The following is a 17,957-nucleotide window of genomic DNA, read 5'->3' as shown; positions in this document are numbered from 1 at the left end:
TGTTCTTCAAGGCGTATCGGCGCCAAGGCCCAGGAAATCCCGCAACCGCGCCGCCGTAGCCGCAGGCTGCTCTGCCTGCGGCCAATGCCCGCTGCCTTCGATGAAGGACAGCTCGGCCCGGGGATGGCGCGCGGTCCGGATGCGCTCGACCATCTCGCGCGGGATAACCCGGTCATCGGCGGCGCCCAGGATCAAGGTGGGCCCACCGTAGGCGCTGGGTCGTTCGCCCGCGCGATCGCCGTCCGTGAATGCATCGTAGTAGCCGCGGGCCGCCGCCTTGCCCATGATGCGCGCGGGGTGCAGGCTGCCCTGCAGGAAATCATCGGACAGATTGCGCGAGAACAGTTGCCGGATTCGGCGCTGGGCCTGGATGTCTCCGCCCGATTCGCGCAGCATGGCCCGCACGTCGTCCGGCAGCGCATTGCCTTCCAGCGGCGTCGGTGTGATGAGTACGAGCGCGGCGATCTGCCGCGGAATGCGCATCGCCACCAATTCGGCGATCTGCGCGCCCATGCTATGGCCGACAAGGGCCAGACCTTCCGCGGGCCCGGCCGAGCCTACCCGTTCGAGCACGTCGTCCACGGCCTGGGCCAGCGTATACGGCCCCTGTTCCGCGGCCCGCTCGCCGGCGCCGCGCAGGTCCGGGGCAAGGCACTGCACCCCATAGGGAGACAAGGCGCGGACCAGGGGTGTCCACGAGGCTCCGCTATCCAGGAATCCATGGATGAATACGGCCGCGCGGACGGGTTCAACGGACCTGTCCCGGGCCTGCTGCGATGGATGGTTGGATGGTGCGTCCATGTCTCGGCTCCGTTATCGAAAAGCTTGTCATCGGTGATGGACATGAATATTATGTGTATATGCTCGTAATGTCCATGAGGAATCCAGGATGACGATCAGGAAAGATATCGAGTTCACCGGCGAATCCGGCGTCACCCTGCGCGGATGGCTATTCCTGCCGGACGGCGCGGCGGACAAGCGCAGCCCGGCGATATCCATGTGCCATGGCTATGCCGCGGTCAAGGAACATGGGCTGGAGCCCTACGCACAGGCCTTCGCGCGGGCGGGTTTCGTGGTGCTCGTGCACGACCATCGCAACTTCGGGGCGAGCGACGGCGAGCCGCGCCACGACATCGACCCCTGGCAGCAGATAGAGGATTGGCGCCGTGCGCTGTCCTGCCTGGAATCGCGTCCCGAGGTGGATGCCGGCCGTATCGGTATCTGGGGAAGCAGCTACAGCGGCGGCCACGCGCTCGTCATGGGCGCCACCGACCGGCGCGTGCGGTGTGTCGTGTCCCAGGTGCCGACCATCAGCGGCTTCGAGCAAGGACGACGGCGTGTCTCGCCCGACGCCACGCCGGCCCTCCTGGATACGTTGATGCAGGACCTGCGCGCGCGGCACCAGGGACAGGCGCCGCAGTACCAGGCCATCGTGCACGCCGATCCGGCGCAGCCGGCCGCCTACCGCTCGGCGGACGCGCTGGCCTTCTATTCGCGCGACATCGGCGCCGCGCGCTGGACGAACACGGTCACGCTGCGTTCGACCTTCGCCGCCAGAATGTACGAGCCCGGCGTATGGGCCGCCCGCGTATCGCCGACCCCGCTATTGATGATCGTCGCCCAGGAAGACCGCCTGACCATGACGGATCTGGAGCTGCAAGCCTACGAAAACGCGCTGCAGCCCAAGCGCCTGGTGCTGTTGCCGGGCGGCCATTTCGATCCCTACGACAAATATTTCTCACGTGCCTGCACCGCGGCCGCCGAATGGTTCGGCGAGCACCTGGCAGGCCACTAGCTGCCGTCGCCAGGCGTTCCTGGCAAACACGGATTGGAGGATTCCCATGCCCGTATTCCATGCGTACATACCCAAGGGACGCTATACGCGCGAGCGCAAGATCGCCATTGGCAATGCCTTGAACCAGTCCCTGGTGCAGGGACTGGGCATACCCGAGGGCGACCGCTTTATCGTGATCTCCGAGCACGGCGACGACGAATTGTTCATCCATCCCACCTTCATGGACATGGCGCGCACCGGCGAGGCCATGATCATCGAAGTACTGGTGGGCGCGCATCGGCCGTCTTCGGACAAACGCAAGCTGATGGCCACCATGACGCGCCTGCTGGAAGTGGAAGCGGCGGTATCGCCCGATGACGTCTTTATTGCCTTCGTGCCGGTGCCCAACGAGAACTTTTCATTCGGGCGCGGCATCCCGCAGCTCGCCGACATCGAGCCCAGGTGGTAGCAGCCTGCCGCCCGCGCGCCATGCCGGGCGGGCGCAAGATGTTTTTTTCACTGCCCTTCCGAGCACTGCTCATGAAAGGCAACCGGCGGGGACGCGGCCGGCACGACAGTGGAATGCGCGCCGAACCGATCGCGGCGCCAGCCGTTGCGCCGCGCACAAGCACCATACCGGAGACTGCCATGCCCCGCTTTTCATTCGCGCTCTTATCGTATTGGCTCGACCGCCTTGGACGGGCAGCCCTTTTCGCCGCCGCCTGCATGGCCATGGCCAATGCGGCGGCGGACACCTTTCCTTCGCAGAATATCGTGATCAAGGTGGGCTACCCGGCGGGCGGCGGCGGCGATGTGGCGGCAAGGCAGCTGTCCGGCCAGCTGCAGCACATACTGGGCAAGCCCGTGGTGATCGAGAACCAGGGGGGCGCGGGCGGCAGCGTCGCCACGATGACGTATCTGCGCCAGCCCGCCGACGGCCATTACCTGGTGGTCCTGACCGGCAACGACGCGGTGATGAACCCGATTGTTTCCGCATCGGCGAAGTACCGGCCCGATGAACTGCGCTTATTGCATCCGCTGATTTTCTCCGATCTGGTCCTGGTTACCGCGCGGGACGATGCCCCTGGCAACATCGACGAACTGATCGCCCGCATGAAAGCCCCCGGCGCGGCCGAATATTCCTTCGGCAATTGGGGCATCGGTTCCACGCCTCACCTGGCGGCGGCCGATTTTCGCGCACAGGCCGGCATCCAGTCCCTGGATGTTCCCTACAAGGGGATTTCGCCCATTGTGCAGGACTTGATCGGCAAGGGGCTGGACTACGCTTTCATCCCCTTGATTTCATCGGTGCTGGATATGATCCGCAGCGGCCGGCTCAAGGCGGTCAGCATGGCCACCGCCGGACGCAATCCGCTGCTGCCCGATGTTCCGGCCGCCGGGGAAAGCAAGGTACTGAAGGCGTTCGATTACAAGGTCTGGCCCGGTATCTTCGTCAACGCCAAGACCCCCCAGCCCGTCGTGGAGACGCTGCACGCGGCAATCTCCTCGGTGGTCAACGGCGAGCGATACCAGAAGTGGTCCGTGGAGACCGGCAACCGGCCGATGACGCCCATGACGCTGGCACAGGCCGATGCCTTCTACCAGGATGAGCTGGCGCGCAACCAGCGCCTGGCGGCGATGATGAAGCTGAGCCCCCAGTGAAGGCCGGGCGAGCGCCCGATGAGCCTCCAGGCGAAGGGCCGTGGGGCGCGGGCCCGCTTCCCACAGCCCTCAACGCGGCCGGTCGCCCTTGAGCGTGATGCGGTGCATGACGCGGCGGTGGCCATGGTAGTCGTTGACCGGGTTGTGCATGGCGCAGCGATTGTCCCAGAAGGCGATCGCGTTCTTCGTCCACATGAAGCGGCAGGTGAACTCCGGCTTGACCTGGTGTTCGAAAAGGAAGGACAGCAGCGGCGCGCTTTCCTGTTCCGTCATGCCCTTGATGCCGGCGGTATGCGCGACGTTCACGTACAAGGCCTTGCGCCCGGTTTCCGGATGCGTGCGCACGATGGGATGTTCGGCGATGTAGTTGCGTGGCGCTTCCTGCTTGCCGTCGGACTTCATGCGGTCTTCGCGGGTCTTCGATACGTCGGCCTTGGCCGAGGTGCTGATGCCCACCAGCCCGTCCAGCAGGCGCTTCATCGTGTCCGACAGCGCCTCGTAGGCCAGGTACTGGTTGGCGAACAGGGTATCGCCGCCGTACGGCGGGATCTCGCGCGACAGCAGCATGGAGCCCATCGGCGGCTCTTCCAAGTACGTGGTGTCGGAATGCCAGATGCCGCCGAAGTTGACGCGTTCGTTTTCCAGCTTCTTGACTTCGATGATCTGCGGAAAACCGTCCAGCCCCTTCACGAAGGGATACTCGATGGGCGTTCCCATCGCGTGCGCGAAGTCCAGGAATTGCTGCGGGCTCAGGTCCTGGTCGCGCAGGAAAATGACCTGGTGATCCAGCAGCGCCTTGCGTACTTCGGCGGCCTGCGACGCGTCGAGCTTCTTGCGCAGGTCGATGCCGGTGATTTCCGCACCCAGCGCCCCGGCGATCTTGCGGCTTTCCATGTTGTCTCCGATAGGGACCGAAGACGCGGCGCCATCGGGCGCCGGCGTGGCCCATTGTATGATTTGTGAACGCGAAGCCCGGCTTCGCGACAATAAATTATACGGAGACATAATGCGGATCATCCCCCGGATGCTCGGCGCCGTCCTGGCCGCCGCCTGTATCGCGACCCCCGCCCTGGCGGCCGACGCCTTTCCCGACAAGCCCGTGCACCTGGTGGTGCCGCAGGCGCCTGGCGGCGCTTCGGATACGCTGGCGCGCATCCTGGGCCAGTTCCTGGGCCAGAAATGGAAGCAGTCCGTCGTGGTGGAAAACCGCGCGGGCGCGGGCGGCAACATCGGCATGGAATACGTGGCCAAGTCCGGAACCGATGGCTATACGCTACTGATGAGCTACGAGGGCTCGCATGCCATCAATCCCGCCATCTATCGTCATCTGCCCTTCGACGTGAAGAAAGACTTCACGCCCGTGGCCACGGTCGCCACCCTGCCCTTTGTCGTGGTCACCAGCCCGAAGTCGGGTATCAGGAGCCTGCAGGACCTGGTAAAGGCCGCCAAGGAAAAACGCATGACCTTCGGCTCGGCCGGCAACGGCTCGGTCAACCATTTGCTGGGGGAAATGTTCAACGGCGCGGCCGGGGTGAAGATGGTGCATGTGCCCTATCGCGGCGCCGCGCCCGCCATCCAGGACCTGCTGGGCGGCCAGATCGACGTGGTGTTCACCAGCTTTCCGTCGGTCAAGGGGTATATCGATGCGGGGACCTTGCTGCCGCTGGCCGTCACGAGCGCCAAGCGGTCGGCCAGCGCGCCCGATATTCCGACGATCGCGGAACAAGGCTACCCCTCGTTCGACGTGAACCCCTGGTTCGGCCTGTTCGCGGCGGGCGGCGTCAGCGCGGACAAGGTCGACAAGATGAACCGCGACATCAACCAGCTGCTGGCCACCCCGGAAATCGCGGAGAAGTTCGCCGCCCAGGGGGCGGTCGTGTATGCGACGACGCCGCGGGAGTTCAGCCAGCAGGTCGACGCCGCGCTGGCCAAATGGGCCGAAGTGGTGAAGGCATCGGGCGCGCAGGTGGAATGAGGCGCCTTGGGGATGGCCGGGCCGTTGGCCCGGGCCGTCGGCCCGGGCGCCGTGGCGTATCGCGATAGCGCGCGCCGTGGCGGCGGGCATGGCGGGGCGTCAGGCCGTCTTGCGGTCCTTTGCCGCCCACGGCAGCACCAGGCGGGGCAGCAAGCCCAGCAGCTCCGCGCGGTCGGGATGCGCCGCCAGGCCGATGGAAACCGCCAGTTCGTCGCCCTCTTTCAAGGGCCGGTAGCAGACGCCGGTCCGTTTCAGGGACATGAAGGAACGCGGCAGCAGCGCGCAGGCTTCGCCGTTCGCGACGCCGGCCAGCAGCACGTGATGGTCTTCCGGCTCCCTGAGGGTGCGCGGCGCGTAGCCATGGCGCCGGAAGACGGCATGGCAATGGTCGAAGAATGCCGGCTGGCGCGCCCTTTCGAACGCATACATCGTGGTGTCCCCCAGCTCGCGCAGCGACACGCTCCTGCGCCGGGCCAGCGGATGCGCGGTGGACATCGCCACCATCATGGCCTGCCTGTCCAGGATCGTCACGGACAGGCCTTCCGTCTCCGTCGGCAAGGCGATGAAGGCGGCATCCAGCCGCCGCGCGCGCAATTGCCGCACCAGGCGCGGTGAACTATCGGAGGTCGTCAGCACCGCGTCGAAGCGTCCGCATGATGCGATGCGGCCCACCATCCCGCGAAACCAGGGCGGCTCCACCGCGGTGGTCAGCCCCAGGCGCAGGCGCGCGGGCAAGGCCGGGGCCGCCACGCTGGCCTGCGCCTGCTCCAGCAGGCGGACGATACGGCGCGCGTGGGGAAGCAGGCGCTCTCCGGCGGGCGTAAGCCGTACCGTATGCGTATCTCGGAAAAACAGGGGCGTGCCCAGGCGGTCTTCCAGCTGGCGGATGGCGCGGCTGAGGGGCGGTTGCGACATGTGCAGGCGTTCCGCGGCCTGGCGGAAGCTGAGCGTATCGGCCACCGCGAGAAACAGCGCGATGCCGCGGGAGTCGAGGGCTGCGGTCATATCGAAAAGGTATCACGAAATCGGTCATTCCCCGGTCCGGCGGCCATGCCTAAAGTGCTCGCCAAGGCCATCGCGCATCCGTGCGGCGGCGACGATCAACCGGAACGGACAAGGACGGACATCATGGCATCCGAGCGCTACATCACGGGTTTGCGGCAGCTTCACGCGGTCGACGGCGAGGCCGGCGTCGCCGTCGTCGAAAGCCTGCGCCAGGCGTTTCCCGATTTCGCCACTTACGTGGTCGAGTTTCCTTTCGGCGACATCTATGCCCGTCCGGGCATAGGGTTGCGCGAACGCGAGCTGGCCACGGTCGCGGCCCTTTGCGCCCTGGGCAATGCGGCGCCCCAGTTGCGCGTACACCTGCACGCCGCGCTGCATGTCGGCTGCACGCCGGCCGAGATCGTCGAGATCGTCATGCAGATGGCCGTGTATGCGGGCTTTCCGGCGGCATTGAACGGCCTGGCCGAAGTCCGGCGGGTTTTCGAGGAACGCGGCATCCCGCTGCCATTGCAGGCGGCGGCGTGATGGGCCGCCGCCTGCCGGCGGTACTTCCCGGAGCGGGCACGTCGCGCGCCCCCAGCACCCCGGGGAACGACGGAAACGGACCGCGGCCCGAAGACAGGCGGCGTCAGGCCCGGCACGCGCGGTCAGGCGCACCAGGCCCCGGCCTTATCCCCCCGCCGCCGCGCGCGGCAGCGATTTTTCCCACTTGACGATCGCGTCGACCACGGCGGCCGGCGCCTCCGGTACCAGGGCGTGGCCGGCGCCGGGAATGACGACCATCGTCACCCGGTCGCCGAACTCGTCCTTGACCTCGTTGCGGGTGGATGCCGGCTTGAAGGGATCGCTGCCCGCCTGCAGGTCCAGCATGGGCACCTTGCCGCCGGACCACCAATCCGACTGCTTCGTCGCCTTGCCGGCCAGGCGTTGGCTTTCGTTGACCGCCGGATACCAGCCACGCAGCCATGCGCGGGCGTCGTGGCCCGGCGCGAAGAACGCGTACTGCAGCGACTTCACGCGCTCGGCATCGGGCAGCGACAGGTCGGCGCTGCGGTCCACGTGTTCGCTCAGGCCGGGCGGATACTGCTTGGCGGCCGCCGCCACGATCGCGACGCCGCGCACCAGCCCGGGGTGGTCCACGGCGGTGGTCCGCGCGACCCAGTTGCCGAAGGCATGGCCGACGATGACGACGGGCTGTCCCGCCTGGTCGCGGATGACCGCCGCGACGTCATTGCCCAGATCGTGCAGGGTGATGTTCCGCATGGGACCAGTGCTCCGGCCTATGCCCCGGGGCTGCGGGCGCAGCACCCGATAGCCGGCCTGGGCCAGGCGCCGCGCCACGTCGTCGAAGTCCTCCGCGCCGCGCCCGCGGGACGGCAGCAGCACCAGCGGGCGGCCGGCGCCCTCTTCGATGACGTCGATGCGGACATCCGGCGCGGCCTGCACTAGGACATGATGGCGCTGGCTGTCCGCTTGCGCGCCCACGTCGGCTGCCCGCGCGGCGGCGACGCCGGACACGGCGCATGCACCCACCAGGGCCCATGCCGTCATTGTTTTCTTCATGGCTGTCTCCCCGATGTCCGTTCACGACGGACGCTGGTCGCGGGTCCGCTTGCCGGCGGACGCCGCCTGCCCCGCGCGCTCGACGTTGCGATCGATCCAGGCCAGGATCAGGTCCGCGACCTGCAGGTTGTTCTTGTCCTGCATCATCATGTGCGAGTTGCCATGGATGCCGATGGCGGGCAGGCTCAGGAACTCGCCCGTGCCGCCGGCCGCCTTGAAGGCGGAGATAAAGTCCTGGCAGGCCGTGAAACGCGGCGCCCAGCGGCTGGACTCCTGCACGTGGTCGCCGAAGACCACCAGGATGGGTATGCCGACCAATCCCTCGGCCTCCTCTACCTTGGGACACTCGCCCGGTTCCACCGCGACGATCCCCGCCACGCCTTGCTTGTTCAACTGCGCGGTCTGGAAGGGATAGATGCCCGATTGCGAGTGGCTCATCAACACCGTGCCCTTGAGCTTGATGGCCAGCTTGGACAGGTCCGGCACGGTGGGGTTGGGCGTGGGCAAGGCGGTGATCCAGTCGGGCACCATCTGCTGCCACAGTTCGCCCTGGGCTTGCACGGGGAATTGCGTGTCCTTGTAGGCTTCCGGGTACCTGGGACCGAAGCGGAAGATGGTCCAGGCGGCCTCGTGGCCGGCGGCGAATACCGCGGGCAGCGTATCGGGCGCGGCCTTGCCCAGGTGCGCGGCATTGATCGCGGAGATGTCCGTGGCGGAACGCCCGCGGCCCGCCTGGTCGATGGTGTAGGTGGCGTAGCCCTTGCGCACGAAGTACTGGTTCCAGCCCATCCTGCCGTCGGGCGTGGTCTCCCAGGTCTTGCCCGTCAGGCAGCAGCCGTGGATCAGGGTGATGGAATAGCGGCGGGCGTGGACCGGGATCTGGTATTGCACGTACATCTGGTCCACCGTCACGGTCCCGTGGGGATCGTACTTGGGCGTCAGCGACAACGTGTCGGAAGGCACTTCGCGGCCGCCGACAAAGAAGCTGCCTTCGTCGGCCAGGACCAGGGGGGCCCGTTTGGCGGGAGTGGCGCCGTCAGGCGCCGCGGTCGCGGAAAAAGCGGTAACGATGAACAGGCCGGCGGCGAGCCGGGCGAACAACCGGTGCAGGGACATGGGTGATGCTCCACGAAATCGAGTACGAAGGAACGCGCTGTCCGGCTGCTGTCGTCCGGTCGATATCGCGAAAAGCCCCCGCGGACGGATTTCGCCCGCAGACCATAATGTTTCTTTGCATTTGCCGCAAGAGGCATGCGCGCCGCGTGCGGGATAATGCTGTTTATTGTTCTCGCCCCGCCCCGGCATCCCATGCGGCTACTCATCATCGAAGACGAACACAAGCTTGCCGATCACCTGTGCAAGGGCTTGTCCGAGCGAAACTATCAGGTGTCGCTCGCGCGCGATGGCATTGCCGGACGGCGCGCAGCGCTGGCCGGGGGCCATGACCTGATCATCCTGGATGTCATGCTGCCGGGCATGGACGGCTTCGGCATCCTGGCGGAACTGCGCAAAAGTGCCAATACGCCGGTGCTCATGCTGACCGCCCGCGACAAGGTGGAGGACCGCGTCCGGGGCCTGGAAGGCGGCGCCGACGATTACCTGGTCAAGCCCTTCGCCTTTTCTGAACTGCTCGCGCGCGTGCATGCTTTGCTGCGCCGCGGCCGCAGCCACGAAGCCACGCTGCTGAAGCTGGCGGACCTGGAGCTGGACGTGGTGCGCCGCAAGGCGCACCGCGCCGGTACGCGGCTGGACCTGACGGCCAAGGAATACGTACTGCTATCGCTGATGTTGCGCCGCCAGGGCGAAGTCGTGTCGCGCGCCACCCTGGCCGAGCAGGTGTGGGATATGCACTTCGACAGCGATACCAATGTCATCGAGGTCGCCATCCGCCGGCTGCGCGCCAAGCTGGACGATCCCTTCCCTGTCAAGCTGCTGCACACGGTGCGGGGCCAGGGCTATGTATTGAAGCAAGGCAAGGCATGAAGCTCCGGCCGATCGCGTCCATCCGCCTGCGCCTGACGCTTTACCTGGCGGCGATCGCGCTGCTGGTTTCGAGCGTCGCCGGCTATACCCTTTATCTGGCGCTCAAGTATGAGGTACAGCGCCGCGAAATGGCCGAGGTCGCCGGGAAGCTCGACCTGATCGACCATTTGGTCGGCATGCAGGGCACGTCCGGCGAGCTGCAGGCCCTCAAGGGCACGCTGGACAACATCCTTATCGGCCACAACAACCTGAAAGTGTGGCTGGTCGATCCGAACGGCCGGCTTCTATACGGCGTATCCCCCGCGCCCCCGGCACAAGCCGCCGACCGCCGCGAGGTGGCATTCGAAACGCCAGCCGGGAATCCGGTGCGTGCATTGCAGGTTCGCGTGGACTCGCCGGCCGCGCCCGGCGCCGTACTGACGGTGGCCATCGACACGCAGCCCAGCGCGGAGTTCCTCTACGGCTACGCCACCGTGCTCTTGGCCATATGCGGCGTCTGGGTGGGGGCCACGGCCCTGCTGTCTGCCTGGGCGGTTCGCCGTGGCCTGGCACCCGTGCAAAGTCTTTCGCGCCAGGCCGCCCGCATCCAGCCCGACCGGCTGGACCTGCGCCTGCCCGTCGGCGGTATCGACCGCGAGCTGCGTGAACTGTCGATGGCCTTCAACAGCACCTTGGATCGCCTGCAGGCGGCGTATCGCCAGTTGGAGGGTTTCAATGCCGACGTGGCGCACGAGCTGCGCACTCCCTTGGCGACGCTGATCAATGGCACCGAGATCGTCCTGGCTTCCGACCGGTCCAACGCGGAACTGCGCGAGGTGCTGGAATCCAACCTGGAGGAGCTCGTCTCCTTGAAGGCCCTGGTCAACGACATGTTGTTCCTGGCGCGCGCCGACGGAGGCGAACTGGCGCGCGACCTGGACGAAGTCCAGATAAGCAGCGAAATCCGCCATGTCGTCGACTACTACGATGCGGCGCTGCAAGAGGCGCGTTTGACGGCGCACGTGGCCGGGGACGCGCGCATACGCGCGAACCCGCGGCTGCTGCGCCGCGCGGTCTCCAACCTGGTGGCCAATGCCATCAAGGCGTCCCCGCCTGACACGACGCTGGAGATCGCCTGCCATGCGTCGCCAAGCGAAGTGGAGATCCGGGTGGCCAACGGCGGCGCGGCGATTCCGCCGCAGGCCTTGCCGCGCATTTTCGATCGTTTCTACAGGGTGGACGATGCCCGCGCGGGGCGCGCGGAGGGACATGGCCTGGGCCTTGCCATTGTGCGCGCGATCGCGCGGATGCACGGGGGCCGCGTATTCGCCCTGTCCGAACCGGGCCGTACGGTGATCGGATTCAGCCTGCGCTGGGTGGGGCCCGCCTCGGGCTCACCGCAGCCTGCGAAGCCTGCCGGCGCGACGGCGACGCTGCCCCTGCGGACCTGACAATCCCGTAATGAAACAGCGCTTTGCCCCCTGCCCCGCGCGGCACGGCGGGTGCTGCATTCCGGCTTCCATCCGGCGCCGGCATGGGGCCGCGCCGGTCTCGAGGGAGACGACGATGAACGCCCAGCAATTCGAAAGCTGCATCCGCGAGTGCTACACCTGCGCCGCGACATGCGACATGTGCGCCACGGCCTGCTTGCAGGAGCAGGACGTCGGCGCGATGGCAAGATGCATCCGCCTGGACCTGGACTGCGCGCAGGCCTGCCGCTTCGCGGCGGCCGTCATGGGGCGCGGCAGCGAACTATCCGGACGTGTATGCGCCCTGTGCGCCGAGATCTGCCAAGCCTGCGCGCAGGAGTGCGGGCAACACCAGATGGATCACTGCCAGCAGTGCGCCCAGGCTTGCCAGCGCTGCGCCGAGGCGTGCCGGTCCATGGCGGCGCAAGCCTGAAGCGATCCGGTGCCGCAGTCGTGGCGCTTACGTCGCCACGATTATGACGACGGGGATGGATCCAGCATTCCCAGCCACGCGACGATCGCCAATATCAGCGTGGCGGCGCCGGCTTCCAGCAGGACACTCCTGCCCAATGCGGTAGCCGCGACCGGAGCGTGCCGGGCCTCGATGGCCCGTCCCAACGCCGGCACCAGGCGATAGCGGTTGCCGGCCGCAAGGGCGATCATGGCGGCCACCAGGGTCAGCTTGGCGACCAGCAGCAGGCCGTATTGCGTCGTCATCAAGGGCGACAGGCGCGGGCCGGCCGCCAGGCAGTAGTTCAGCGCCCCGCTTACGCCCAAGGCGAGAACGATGGCCGTTCCCGGCCAGGCAAAGCGTGACAGACCCTGGTGCGCCAGTCGCCATCGCGACAGCGACACTACCCCGCGTTGGCGCAGCAGCAGCGCGAATGCCGCCAACGCACCTAGCCACGCAGCGGCCGCGATCAGGTGGACGATGTCGGCCGCCATGTGGATGTAAGCGCGCGCGCCTTCGTTCATCGCGGCGTGTCCAGTCCATGCCAGCGAGACCAGCGGCACGGCGCCCAGTACGGACAGGGACCGGATCGGCAGGCTGCCACGCGAGCGGGCGGCCCGGGTCAGCAGGGCGACCGAAACCAATGCCGCGATACGTATCCACCATGCGATGCCCGCGTCGGTGTGGCCGAGTACGGTGGCAAAGACTTCGCCGTCCAGGTCGGACAGGGCCGCCACCCCGCTCATCGCCCGGGCAAGCATCGCCAGATGGCACAGGGACACCAACAGTCCCATGCTCGCCAGCACGACCAGCAGCCGGCGCAGCCCGATGGCAAGCGCCATCCGCCCGGCGTCCTGACGAAAGGCCAGGAGCGCAGCCAAGGGAAGGCCGGCCATCAAGCCCAGGTCGAGGTACAGCGCCCAGCGGACAACGACATGGAGCGTGTCGTCCATCGCCTTACTTCACCTCGAAAGAGAAGTTTCCCGTCACGGTGTGGGTATCCGACGATACCGCGCGCCACTCCACCCGATATGTGCCCGGAACCAAGGGCTGCGCGGGAACGATGATCATGGTCTTGGGATCGTCGCCGGCCGACACGCCGGACTTGATCGCCATCGGCGCGTGGGCGCCCATGCCGGGCATGCCCGTCATGAGCAGCCTGGCGCCGGAAAACCGCGGCACCAGCGGCTCGGAGAAATGCAGCTCGATCCGTCCTGGCGCCCCGCTTTGCGCCTGCGCCGCGGGCGTGGAGGAAAGAAGCTTGGGATGCGCCTGCGCCGCCCCCGCGGCGGCAACGCCGGCGGCAAGCACGAGGGTAGTGAAGATGGAACGCACGATAGTCATGGATCATTCCCTTAAAACCACATCCGCACGCCGACCAGGAAGCGCGTTTCGTTGCGGCTGCCGCCATCGGCCCGCACGAAATCCGCGGTATTGCCGTACGACCGGTTCCAGCTCACGCCGATGTACGGTGCGAGTTCACGCCGGATCTCGTAGCGCAGGCGCAAGCCCAGCTCCGAGGTTCCCAAGCCCGCTCCCTGGCCGCGGGCCGGATCGTTCTTGCCGTAGAAGTTGACCTCCACCATCGGCTGCAGAACCAGACGGTTGGTGATCAGAACGTCGTATTCGCCTTTCAGGCGCAGCGATGTCTGGCCGCTGTCGCCGACGAAGCCGGTGATTTCCGACTCCAGGTTGTACAAGGGCGTGCCCTGGATACCGAAGGCGGCCCAGGTCTGCGAGGGCCCGGGCTTGAAGTCCTGGCGTATGCCGCCAACGGCGTCCCACCAAGGCGAGACCGCATGTCCCCACAGGGCCTGGACCTCCGCGTGCTCGAGCTTGCCGCTGTCGCGCTCGCCCTCCGAGCGCAGCCAGAAGCGGTCGATATCGCCGCCTATCCAGCCGGTGAGGTCCCATTTCAGGGTGCCGCCGTCCTTGGCATCCTGCCATTCCAGCTCATCGAACAGGAATTGGTAGTTGATCGCCTTGTCATGGACGACGTGGCCGTCTCCGCTGTATGAGGCGGCTTCGCGGTCGGCATCCGTCAGGGCGGGAATGGGCGTGCGGCTATGCACCGGCGCGGCCGGCTCATTGGCTTGCGTGGCGGGCACCGTCTGTCCAGAGTCGGTGGCATGGGCCGCGTGGCCGCCATGGGCACCCTGGGCGCGGGCCTGTGCCGGTGCGATGCCCAGCGCCACCATGATGGCTGCCGCGAGCACGCTCTTCGAGGTGGGCGCGCGCGCGATCGTCGTTGCGGTGGCGAACTTCATTCCTGCACCCTGACTTCGCGGAACATGCCCATTTCCATGTGGTAGAGCAAGTGGCAGTGGTACGCCCAGCGGCCCAGGGCATCGGCGGTAACGCGGTAGCTGCGGCGCGAGCCCGGGGGCATGTCGATGGTGTGCTTGCGCACCAGGAAGTTGCCGTCCGCGTCCTCCAGGTCGCTCCACATGCCATGCAGGTGGATGGGGTGGCTCATCATGGTGTCATTGACGAGCACGATGCGGATTCTTTCCCCGTACGTCAGGGTCACCGGCTTGGCATCCGAGAACTTCACGCCGTCGAAGGACCAGGCGAACTTTTCCATATGGCCGGTCAGGTGGAGCTCCAGGGTGCGGGCCGGTTCCCGGCCATCGGGATCCTGGAACGCGCTGCGCAGGTCCGCGTAGGTGAGCACGCGCCGCCCGTTGCCGCGCAGCCCGATGCCCGGATCGTCCAGCTTCGGGGCCGAACTCATGGCCTGCATGTCCACCAGCGGATTGCCGCTCTCCGAGGCCGGATGTCCTTGCATGGCGCCCATGCTTCCGGCCTGGCCATGGTCCATGCCCGCCATGTCCGCCGACCGGCCACTGCGGGTGTCCGGCGCGCCGTGGACCTGGCCATGGTCCGTGCCCTGCCCGTCGCCCGCTTCCGGCTCGCGCGCGGCCTGCATTGGCGTGTACTCGTCCGCGGGGGCGCCGGTCGCGCTGGCATCCATGCCGCCCATGCCGCCGTGGTCCATGCCCCCCATTCCCATATCGTCCATGGTCAGCAGTGGCCGGGGATCCAGGGCGGGAACCGGGGCTGTCCGCCCCGCGCTGACGGCCAGGGTCCCCCGGGCATAGCCGGTACGGTCCATGGACTGGGCGAACACGGTATAGGCGTCTTCCGCGGCCGGCTCCACGAGCACGTCGTAGGTCTCCGCCACGGCGATGCGAAACTCGTCGACGCTGACCGGCTGGACATACTGGCCGTCGGCGGCCACCACGGTCATTTTCAGGCCGGGGATGCGCACGTCGAAATACGTCATGGACGAGCCGTTGATGAAGCGCAGGCGCACACGTTCCCCGCGTCGGAAGATTCCCGTCCAGCCCGGCTCGGGCGCGCGGCCATTCATCAGATACGTGTAGGTCGATCCGCTCACATCGGCGATATCGGTGGGATTCATGCGCATGCGGGCCCACATCATGCGGTCGTCCACGGTCGGGCCCCACCCCTTCGTCTCCCCGTCCTTGAACAAGTCCGCCAGGGTGCGCTTGTGGAAGTTGTAGTAATCGGCCTGCTTCTTCAGCTTGCGGGCAACGGCGGCGGGATCCTCGTCCGTCCAGTCGGAGAGCATCACCACATAATCGCGGTCGTAGGTGAACGGCTCAGGATCCCTGGCGTGGATGACCAGGGGGCCGTACACGCCGGCCTGCTCCTGGAACCCTGAATGGCTGTGGTACCAGTAGGTGCCGTTCTGCCTGACGGTGAACCGGTACACGTACATGCCGCCGGGCTCGATGCCGCGAAAGCTCAGGCCCGGCACGCCGTCCATATTGGCGGGCAGGATGATCCCGTGCCAATGGATGGACGTCGTGTCCCGCAGGCGGTTGCGCACGCGCAGCGTGACGGTATCGCCTTCGCGCCAGCGCAGGATGGGTCCCGGTATGCCGCCGTTGATGGTCAGGGCCGTACGCCGGCGCCCGGTGTAATCGACGGAGGCTTCCTCGATGGAGAGGTCGAATTCGGTGCCCGTCAGGACATCGGGCCGGCCGCTGTTATCGGCCGCCCAGGTGGGATCCCACAGGCCCACGCCCCCCATCAAACCACTGGCGCCCAGCGCCTTGACGAACCTGCGTCGGGAGATTGAACGTTGCATCGAGATTGCGGCGATCCGGAAGGCGGCACACGGCACGCAGTCCTGGCGGGACATGCGGTCCAGCCAGGCACGCGTACCGGCCGCGCGCATTGAGACAGCGGGATGGTGCCAGATCGTGCGGGGCGCTCGATTACATTTCTGTCAGCTGTGGGGCCATGCGGCGCGCGCCTTAGCGCGGCTGCCCTTGCCGCATGCCCATCATCGCGCGCGACAGCTTGCTGGCCGCCGACAGGATATGGTCCTTGTGCGCCAGCAGCACCTGCTCCGTCAGCCGCGATAGCGGGCCGGATATGCAGATGGCGCCCACCAGGCTCCAGTTGATGCCGTAGACGGGCGCGGAGATGCTGGAGACCTCCGGATCGCGCTCGCCCAGCGACATCATGTAGCCCGCGCGCCGTATCGATTCATAGGGCTCGTCCGGCTCGCCCGAAAACGCCAGAAGCACGCGCCCGGGGCTGCCCAGGTCCAGCGGCAGCGCGGCCCCGACGCGCACGTGATGGCGTATCGACCTGGGCCCTTCCACCCGTGCCACGCATATCCGCTGCTTGCCTTCCCGCACATAAAACGTGGCGCTTTCGCCGGTGGCGGCGGAAAGCTCGCGCAGTACCGGTTGCACGACTTCCAGCACATTGAAGGTGGCCTGGTAACAGGCGCCCAGCCAGCCCGCGGCCCGCGCCAGGCGCCAGTTGCCGTCGGGGCGCTGCGCCAGATAGTCGTCCATGGCCAGCGTGCGGGCCAGGCGCAGCACGGTGGACCGGTGGCAACCGGTGCGCCGGCTCAGCTCCGCCAGGGATAGATAGGCGTCGTCCACGCCGAAGGCTTCCAGGATGCGCATGGCGCGCCGCACGGCCACCACGCCCTCTTCCGGACCGGCGTCTTCGGCGCCGGGCGGGGTCTCGTCTTGCTTCATACCGTGATACATGTCTCATCCAGTGAAATGGCATTGTAGTACGCGGAACATCCGACCACAATGCGCGCATTCCATAAAAACATCGGAGACAGCGATGAAATTCCTGCGCCACGCGTTCACGGCCCTGCTCATGGGGGCGTGCGCCCTGCATGCGGGGGCCGCGCAAGCCTACCCCGACAAGCCCATCCGCCTGATCGTGCCCTTCCCGCCCGGCGGCGGCACCGATGCGCTGGCGCGCCAGGTGGCCACCGAAATGGGCGCCCTGAACGGCTGGACCTTCGTCATCGAAAACCGGCCCGGCGCCGGGGGCAATCTGGGCGTGGACCAGGCAGCCAAGGCGGCGCCGGACGGCTATACGCTGGTCATCGGCCAGACGAGCAACCTGGCGATCAATCCCACCTTGTATTCCAGGCTGCCCTACGACCCCGAACGCGACCTGACGCCGATCGGCCTGGTCGCCGAGGCGCCCCTGGTGCTGGTGGTGGCCAGCAACTCGCCGTACAGGACGCTGGCCGACGTCGTGGCCGCATCCAAGGCCAAGCCGGGTTCGCTGGACGTAGCGACCTCCGGCAATGGCACCGTGGCCCATCTGGCCACCGAAATGTTCCAGAAGGCCGCCGGCATACGGCTGACCCATGTCCCGTACAAGGGTGCGGCACAAGGATCGACCGACCTGATCGGCGGCCAGATCGATATGTATATGTCCTCGGTGCCGACGCTGATCGGCCATATCCGCAGTGGCGCGATGCGCGCGCTGGCGGTGACCTCGGTCCAGCGCAGCGACGACCTTCCCGACGTTCCCACCTTCGCCGAGTCCGGCTTCAAGGATTTCGATGCCGTGACCTGGTTCGGCCTGGCCGGTCCCGCGGGCCTGCGCGCCGATGTCGTGCGCACGCTGAACAAGGCCTTGATCGGCGCGCTGGACGCACCCGCCACCCGCAAGCTGTTCCAGGCGCAAGGCGCGGCGGTGCGCGGCAGCACGCCGGAAGCCTTCGCGACCTTGATCCATGACGACCGCATCCGCTGGGGGCGGATCGTCAAGGACTCGGGCGCGCGCATCGATTGATCG

Annotated in this window: 19 protein-coding genes; 9 read left to right on the top strand and 10 right to left on the bottom strand. The window is 67.1% G+C overall.

What is annotated here, in order from left to right:
- Positions 1-6 precede the first annotated feature (6 nt).
- The gene (locus BAU06_RS13120) at positions 7-801 is read right to left on the bottom strand and encodes an alpha/beta fold hydrolase (protein WP_066349760.1); all 795 of its coding nucleotides are present in this window, start codon (positions 799-801) and stop codon (positions 7-9) included.
- A gap of 88 nt (positions 802-889) precedes the next feature.
- Between BAU06_RS13120 and BAU06_RS13115 the strand changes: the two genes are divergently transcribed.
- The 3 genes from BAU06_RS13115 (at position 890) to BAU06_RS13105 (ending at position 3,436) form a co-directional block, all read left to right on the top strand.
- Positions 890-1,795 (top strand): alpha/beta hydrolase, encoded by a 906-nt coding sequence (locus BAU06_RS13115; RefSeq protein ID WP_066349759.1) that lies wholly within the window; start codon positions 890-892, stop codon positions 1,793-1,795.
- Positions 1,796-1,841: 46 nt separating this feature from the next.
- Entirely contained in the window at positions 1,842-2,243 is a 402-nt protein-coding gene (locus BAU06_RS13110) for a tautomerase family protein (RefSeq protein WP_066349758.1), read from the top strand.
- A gap of 179 nt (positions 2,244-2,422) precedes the next feature.
- On the top strand, positions 2,423-3,436 hold the full coding sequence (locus BAU06_RS13105) for a tripartite tricarboxylate transporter substrate binding protein (protein WP_066349757.1): 1,014 nt from the start codon (positions 2,423-2,425) through the stop codon (positions 3,434-3,436).
- A 69-nt stretch (positions 3,437-3,505) separates the two neighbouring features.
- On the opposite strand, the gene BAU06_RS13100 is transcribed toward BAU06_RS13105, so the two are convergent.
- Positions 3,506-4,330, bottom strand: a complete 825-nt coding sequence (locus tag BAU06_RS13100) for a TauD/TfdA dioxygenase family protein (protein WP_066349756.1) — start codon at positions 4,328-4,330, stop codon at positions 3,506-3,508.
- 112 nt (positions 4,331-4,442) lie between these two features.
- On the opposite strand from BAU06_RS13100, the gene BAU06_RS13095 reads away from it, so the two are divergent.
- Positions 4,443-5,411, top strand: coding sequence for a Bug family tripartite tricarboxylate transporter substrate binding protein (locus BAU06_RS13095; protein ID WP_066349755.1), 969 nt, complete (start codon positions 4,443-4,445; stop codon positions 5,409-5,411).
- 99 nt (positions 5,412-5,510) lie between these two features.
- Here the strand turns inward: BAU06_RS13095 and BAU06_RS13090 are convergent, their stop codons facing one another.
- Positions 5,511-6,416: a LysR family transcriptional regulator gene (locus tag BAU06_RS13090; RefSeq protein WP_066349754.1), complete on the bottom strand. Its 906-nt coding sequence runs from the start codon at positions 6,414-6,416 to the stop codon at positions 5,511-5,513.
- 123 nt (positions 6,417-6,539) lie between these two features.
- Between BAU06_RS13090 and BAU06_RS13085 the strand changes: the two genes are divergently transcribed.
- A complete protein-coding gene (locus tag BAU06_RS13085) occupies positions 6,540-6,941 on the top strand; it encodes a carboxymuconolactone decarboxylase family protein (RefSeq protein ID WP_066359019.1) in 402 nt (133 codons plus the stop codon).
- Positions 6,942-7,085: 144 nt separating this feature from the next.
- Here BAU06_RS13085 and BAU06_RS13080 read toward each other — a convergent pair whose 3' ends face one another.
- The gene (locus BAU06_RS13080) at positions 7,086-7,979 is read right to left on the bottom strand and encodes an alpha/beta fold hydrolase (RefSeq protein WP_082993665.1); all 894 of its coding nucleotides are present in this window, start codon (positions 7,977-7,979) and stop codon (positions 7,086-7,088) included.
- A gap of 21 nt (positions 7,980-8,000) precedes the next feature.
- On the bottom strand, positions 8,001-9,095 hold the full coding sequence (locus BAU06_RS13075) for an alpha/beta hydrolase family protein (protein WP_066349753.1): 1,095 nt from the start codon (positions 9,093-9,095) through the stop codon (positions 8,001-8,003).
- A gap of 192 nt (positions 9,096-9,287) precedes the next feature.
- Here BAU06_RS13075 and BAU06_RS13070 point away from each other — a divergent pair, with 192 nt between their 5' ends.
- The 3 genes from BAU06_RS13070 to BAU06_RS13060 all read left to right on the top strand — a co-directional run bounded on the left by BAU06_RS13070 (position 9,288) and on the right by BAU06_RS13060 (position 11,843).
- Entirely contained in the window at positions 9,288-9,962 is a 675-nt protein-coding gene (locus tag BAU06_RS13070) for a heavy metal response regulator transcription factor (RefSeq protein ID WP_066349752.1), read from the top strand.
- Positions 9,959-11,392, top strand: coding sequence for a heavy metal sensor histidine kinase (locus BAU06_RS13065; RefSeq protein ID WP_066349751.1), 1,434 nt, complete (start codon positions 9,959-9,961; stop codon positions 11,390-11,392). The genes BAU06_RS13070 and BAU06_RS13065 overlap by 4 nt, the downstream gene beginning before the upstream one ends.
- Positions 11,393-11,507: 115 nt before the next feature.
- Positions 11,508-11,843, top strand: a complete 336-nt coding sequence (locus BAU06_RS13060; RefSeq protein WP_066349750.1) for a four-helix bundle copper-binding protein — start codon at positions 11,508-11,510, stop codon at positions 11,841-11,843.
- Positions 11,844-11,884: 41 nt separating this feature from the next.
- On the opposite strand, the gene copD is transcribed toward BAU06_RS13060, so the two are convergent.
- The 5 genes from copD to BAU06_RS13035 form a co-directional block, all read right to left on the bottom strand.
- Positions 11,885-12,814: a copper homeostasis membrane protein CopD gene (gene copD / locus BAU06_RS13055; protein WP_066349749.1), complete on the bottom strand. Its 930-nt coding sequence runs from the start codon at positions 12,812-12,814 to the stop codon at positions 11,885-11,887.
- 4 nt (positions 12,815-12,818) lie between these two features.
- Positions 12,819-13,205: a copper homeostasis periplasmic binding protein CopC gene (gene copC, locus BAU06_RS13050; RefSeq protein WP_066349748.1), complete on the bottom strand. Its 387-nt coding sequence runs from the start codon at positions 13,203-13,205 to the stop codon at positions 12,819-12,821.
- 11 nt (positions 13,206-13,216) lie between these two features.
- On the bottom strand, positions 13,217-14,128 hold the full coding sequence (locus BAU06_RS13045; protein ID WP_156770222.1) for a copper resistance protein B: 912 nt from the start codon (positions 14,126-14,128) through the stop codon (positions 13,217-13,219).
- Complete coding sequence (locus tag BAU06_RS13040; RefSeq protein WP_066359013.1) at positions 14,125-15,978, bottom strand: copper resistance system multicopper oxidase; 1,854 nt, start codon at positions 15,976-15,978, stop codon at positions 14,125-14,127. Before BAU06_RS13040 ends, BAU06_RS13045 begins: the two co-directional genes overlap by 4 nt.
- 169 nt (positions 15,979-16,147) lie before the next feature.
- On the bottom strand, positions 16,148-16,888 hold the full coding sequence (locus BAU06_RS13035) for an IclR family transcriptional regulator (RefSeq protein WP_066349747.1): 741 nt from the start codon (positions 16,886-16,888) through the stop codon (positions 16,148-16,150).
- Positions 16,889-16,982: 94 nt separating this feature from the next.
- Here BAU06_RS13035 and BAU06_RS13030 point away from each other — a divergent pair, with 94 nt between their 5' ends.
- Positions 16,983-17,954 carry a Bug family tripartite tricarboxylate transporter substrate binding protein gene (locus BAU06_RS13030; protein WP_066349746.1) on the top strand — a complete coding sequence of 324 codons (972 nt, stop codon included), beginning with the start codon at positions 16,983-16,985 and terminating at the stop codon, positions 17,952-17,954.
- Positions 17,955-17,957 lie beyond the last annotated feature (3 nt).

The organism is Bordetella bronchialis, assembly GCF_001676705.1.
Classification (GTDB): Bacteria; Pseudomonadota; Gammaproteobacteria; order Burkholderiales; family Burkholderiaceae_B; genus Bordetella_C; species Bordetella_C bronchialis.
The sequence above is the reverse complement of the archived record's forward strand: the minus strand, read 5'-3'. Positions and strand labels throughout refer to the sequence as shown.

Excerpts from the sequence above, each read along its gene's own strand:
- BAU06_RS13085 (WP_066359019.1), top strand. The coding sequence starts at position 6,540 with ATGGCATCCGAGCGCTACATCACGGGTTTGCGGCAGCTTCACGCGGTC.
- BAU06_RS13065 (WP_066349751.1), top strand. The coding sequence starts at position 9,959 with ATGAAGCTCCGGCCGATCGCGTCCATCCGCCTGCGCCTGACGCTTTAC.
- BAU06_RS13035 (WP_066349747.1), bottom strand. The coding sequence starts at position 16,888 with ATGAAGCAAGACGAGACCCCGCCCGGCGCCGAAGACGCCGGTCCGGAA.
- BAU06_RS13060 (WP_066349750.1), top strand. The coding sequence starts at position 11,508 with ATGAACGCCCAGCAATTCGAAAGCTGCATCCGCGAGTGCTACACCTGC.
- BAU06_RS13110 (WP_066349758.1), top strand. The coding sequence starts at position 1,842 with ATGCCCGTATTCCATGCGTACATACCCAAGGGACGCTATACGCGCGAG.
- BAU06_RS13070 (WP_066349752.1), top strand. The coding sequence starts at position 9,288 with ATGCGGCTACTCATCATCGAAGACGAACACAAGCTTGCCGATCACCTG.
- BAU06_RS13075 (WP_066349753.1), bottom strand. The coding sequence starts at position 9,095 with ATGTCCCTGCACCGGTTGTTCGCCCGGCTCGCCGCCGGCCTGTTCATC.
- BAU06_RS13040 (WP_066359013.1), bottom strand. The coding sequence starts at position 15,978 with ATGCAACGTTCAATCTCCCGACGCAGGTTCGTCAAGGCGCTGGGCGCC.
- BAU06_RS13090 (WP_066349754.1), bottom strand. The coding sequence starts at position 6,416 with ATGACCGCAGCCCTCGACTCCCGCGGCATCGCGCTGTTTCTCGCGGTG.
- copC (WP_066349748.1), bottom strand. The coding sequence starts at position 13,205 with ATGACTATCGTGCGTTCCATCTTCACTACCCTCGTGCTTGCCGCCGGC.
- BAU06_RS13105 (WP_066349757.1), top strand. The coding sequence starts at position 2,423 with ATGCCCCGCTTTTCATTCGCGCTCTTATCGTATTGGCTCGACCGCCTT.
- BAU06_RS13045 (WP_156770222.1), bottom strand. The coding sequence starts at position 14,128 with ATGAAGTTCGCCACCGCAACGACGATCGCGCGCGCGCCCACCTCGAAG.
- BAU06_RS13030 (WP_066349746.1), top strand. The coding sequence starts at position 16,983 with ATGAAATTCCTGCGCCACGCGTTCACGGCCCTGCTCATGGGGGCGTGC.
- BAU06_RS13120 (WP_066349760.1), bottom strand. The coding sequence starts at position 801 with ATGGACGCACCATCCAACCATCCATCGCAGCAGGCCCGGGACAGGTCC.
- copD (WP_066349749.1), bottom strand. The coding sequence starts at position 12,814 with ATGGACGACACGCTCCATGTCGTTGTCCGCTGGGCGCTGTACCTCGAC.
- BAU06_RS13095 (WP_066349755.1), top strand. The coding sequence starts at position 4,443 with ATGCGGATCATCCCCCGGATGCTCGGCGCCGTCCTGGCCGCCGCCTGT.
- BAU06_RS13115 (WP_066349759.1), top strand. The coding sequence starts at position 890 with ATGACGATCAGGAAAGATATCGAGTTCACCGGCGAATCCGGCGTCACC.
- BAU06_RS13080 (WP_082993665.1), bottom strand. The coding sequence starts at position 7,979 with ATGAAGAAAACAATGACGGCATGGGCCCTGGTGGGTGCATGCGCCGTG.
- BAU06_RS13100 (WP_066349756.1), bottom strand. The coding sequence starts at position 4,330 with ATGGAAAGCCGCAAGATCGCCGGGGCGCTGGGTGCGGAAATCACCGGC.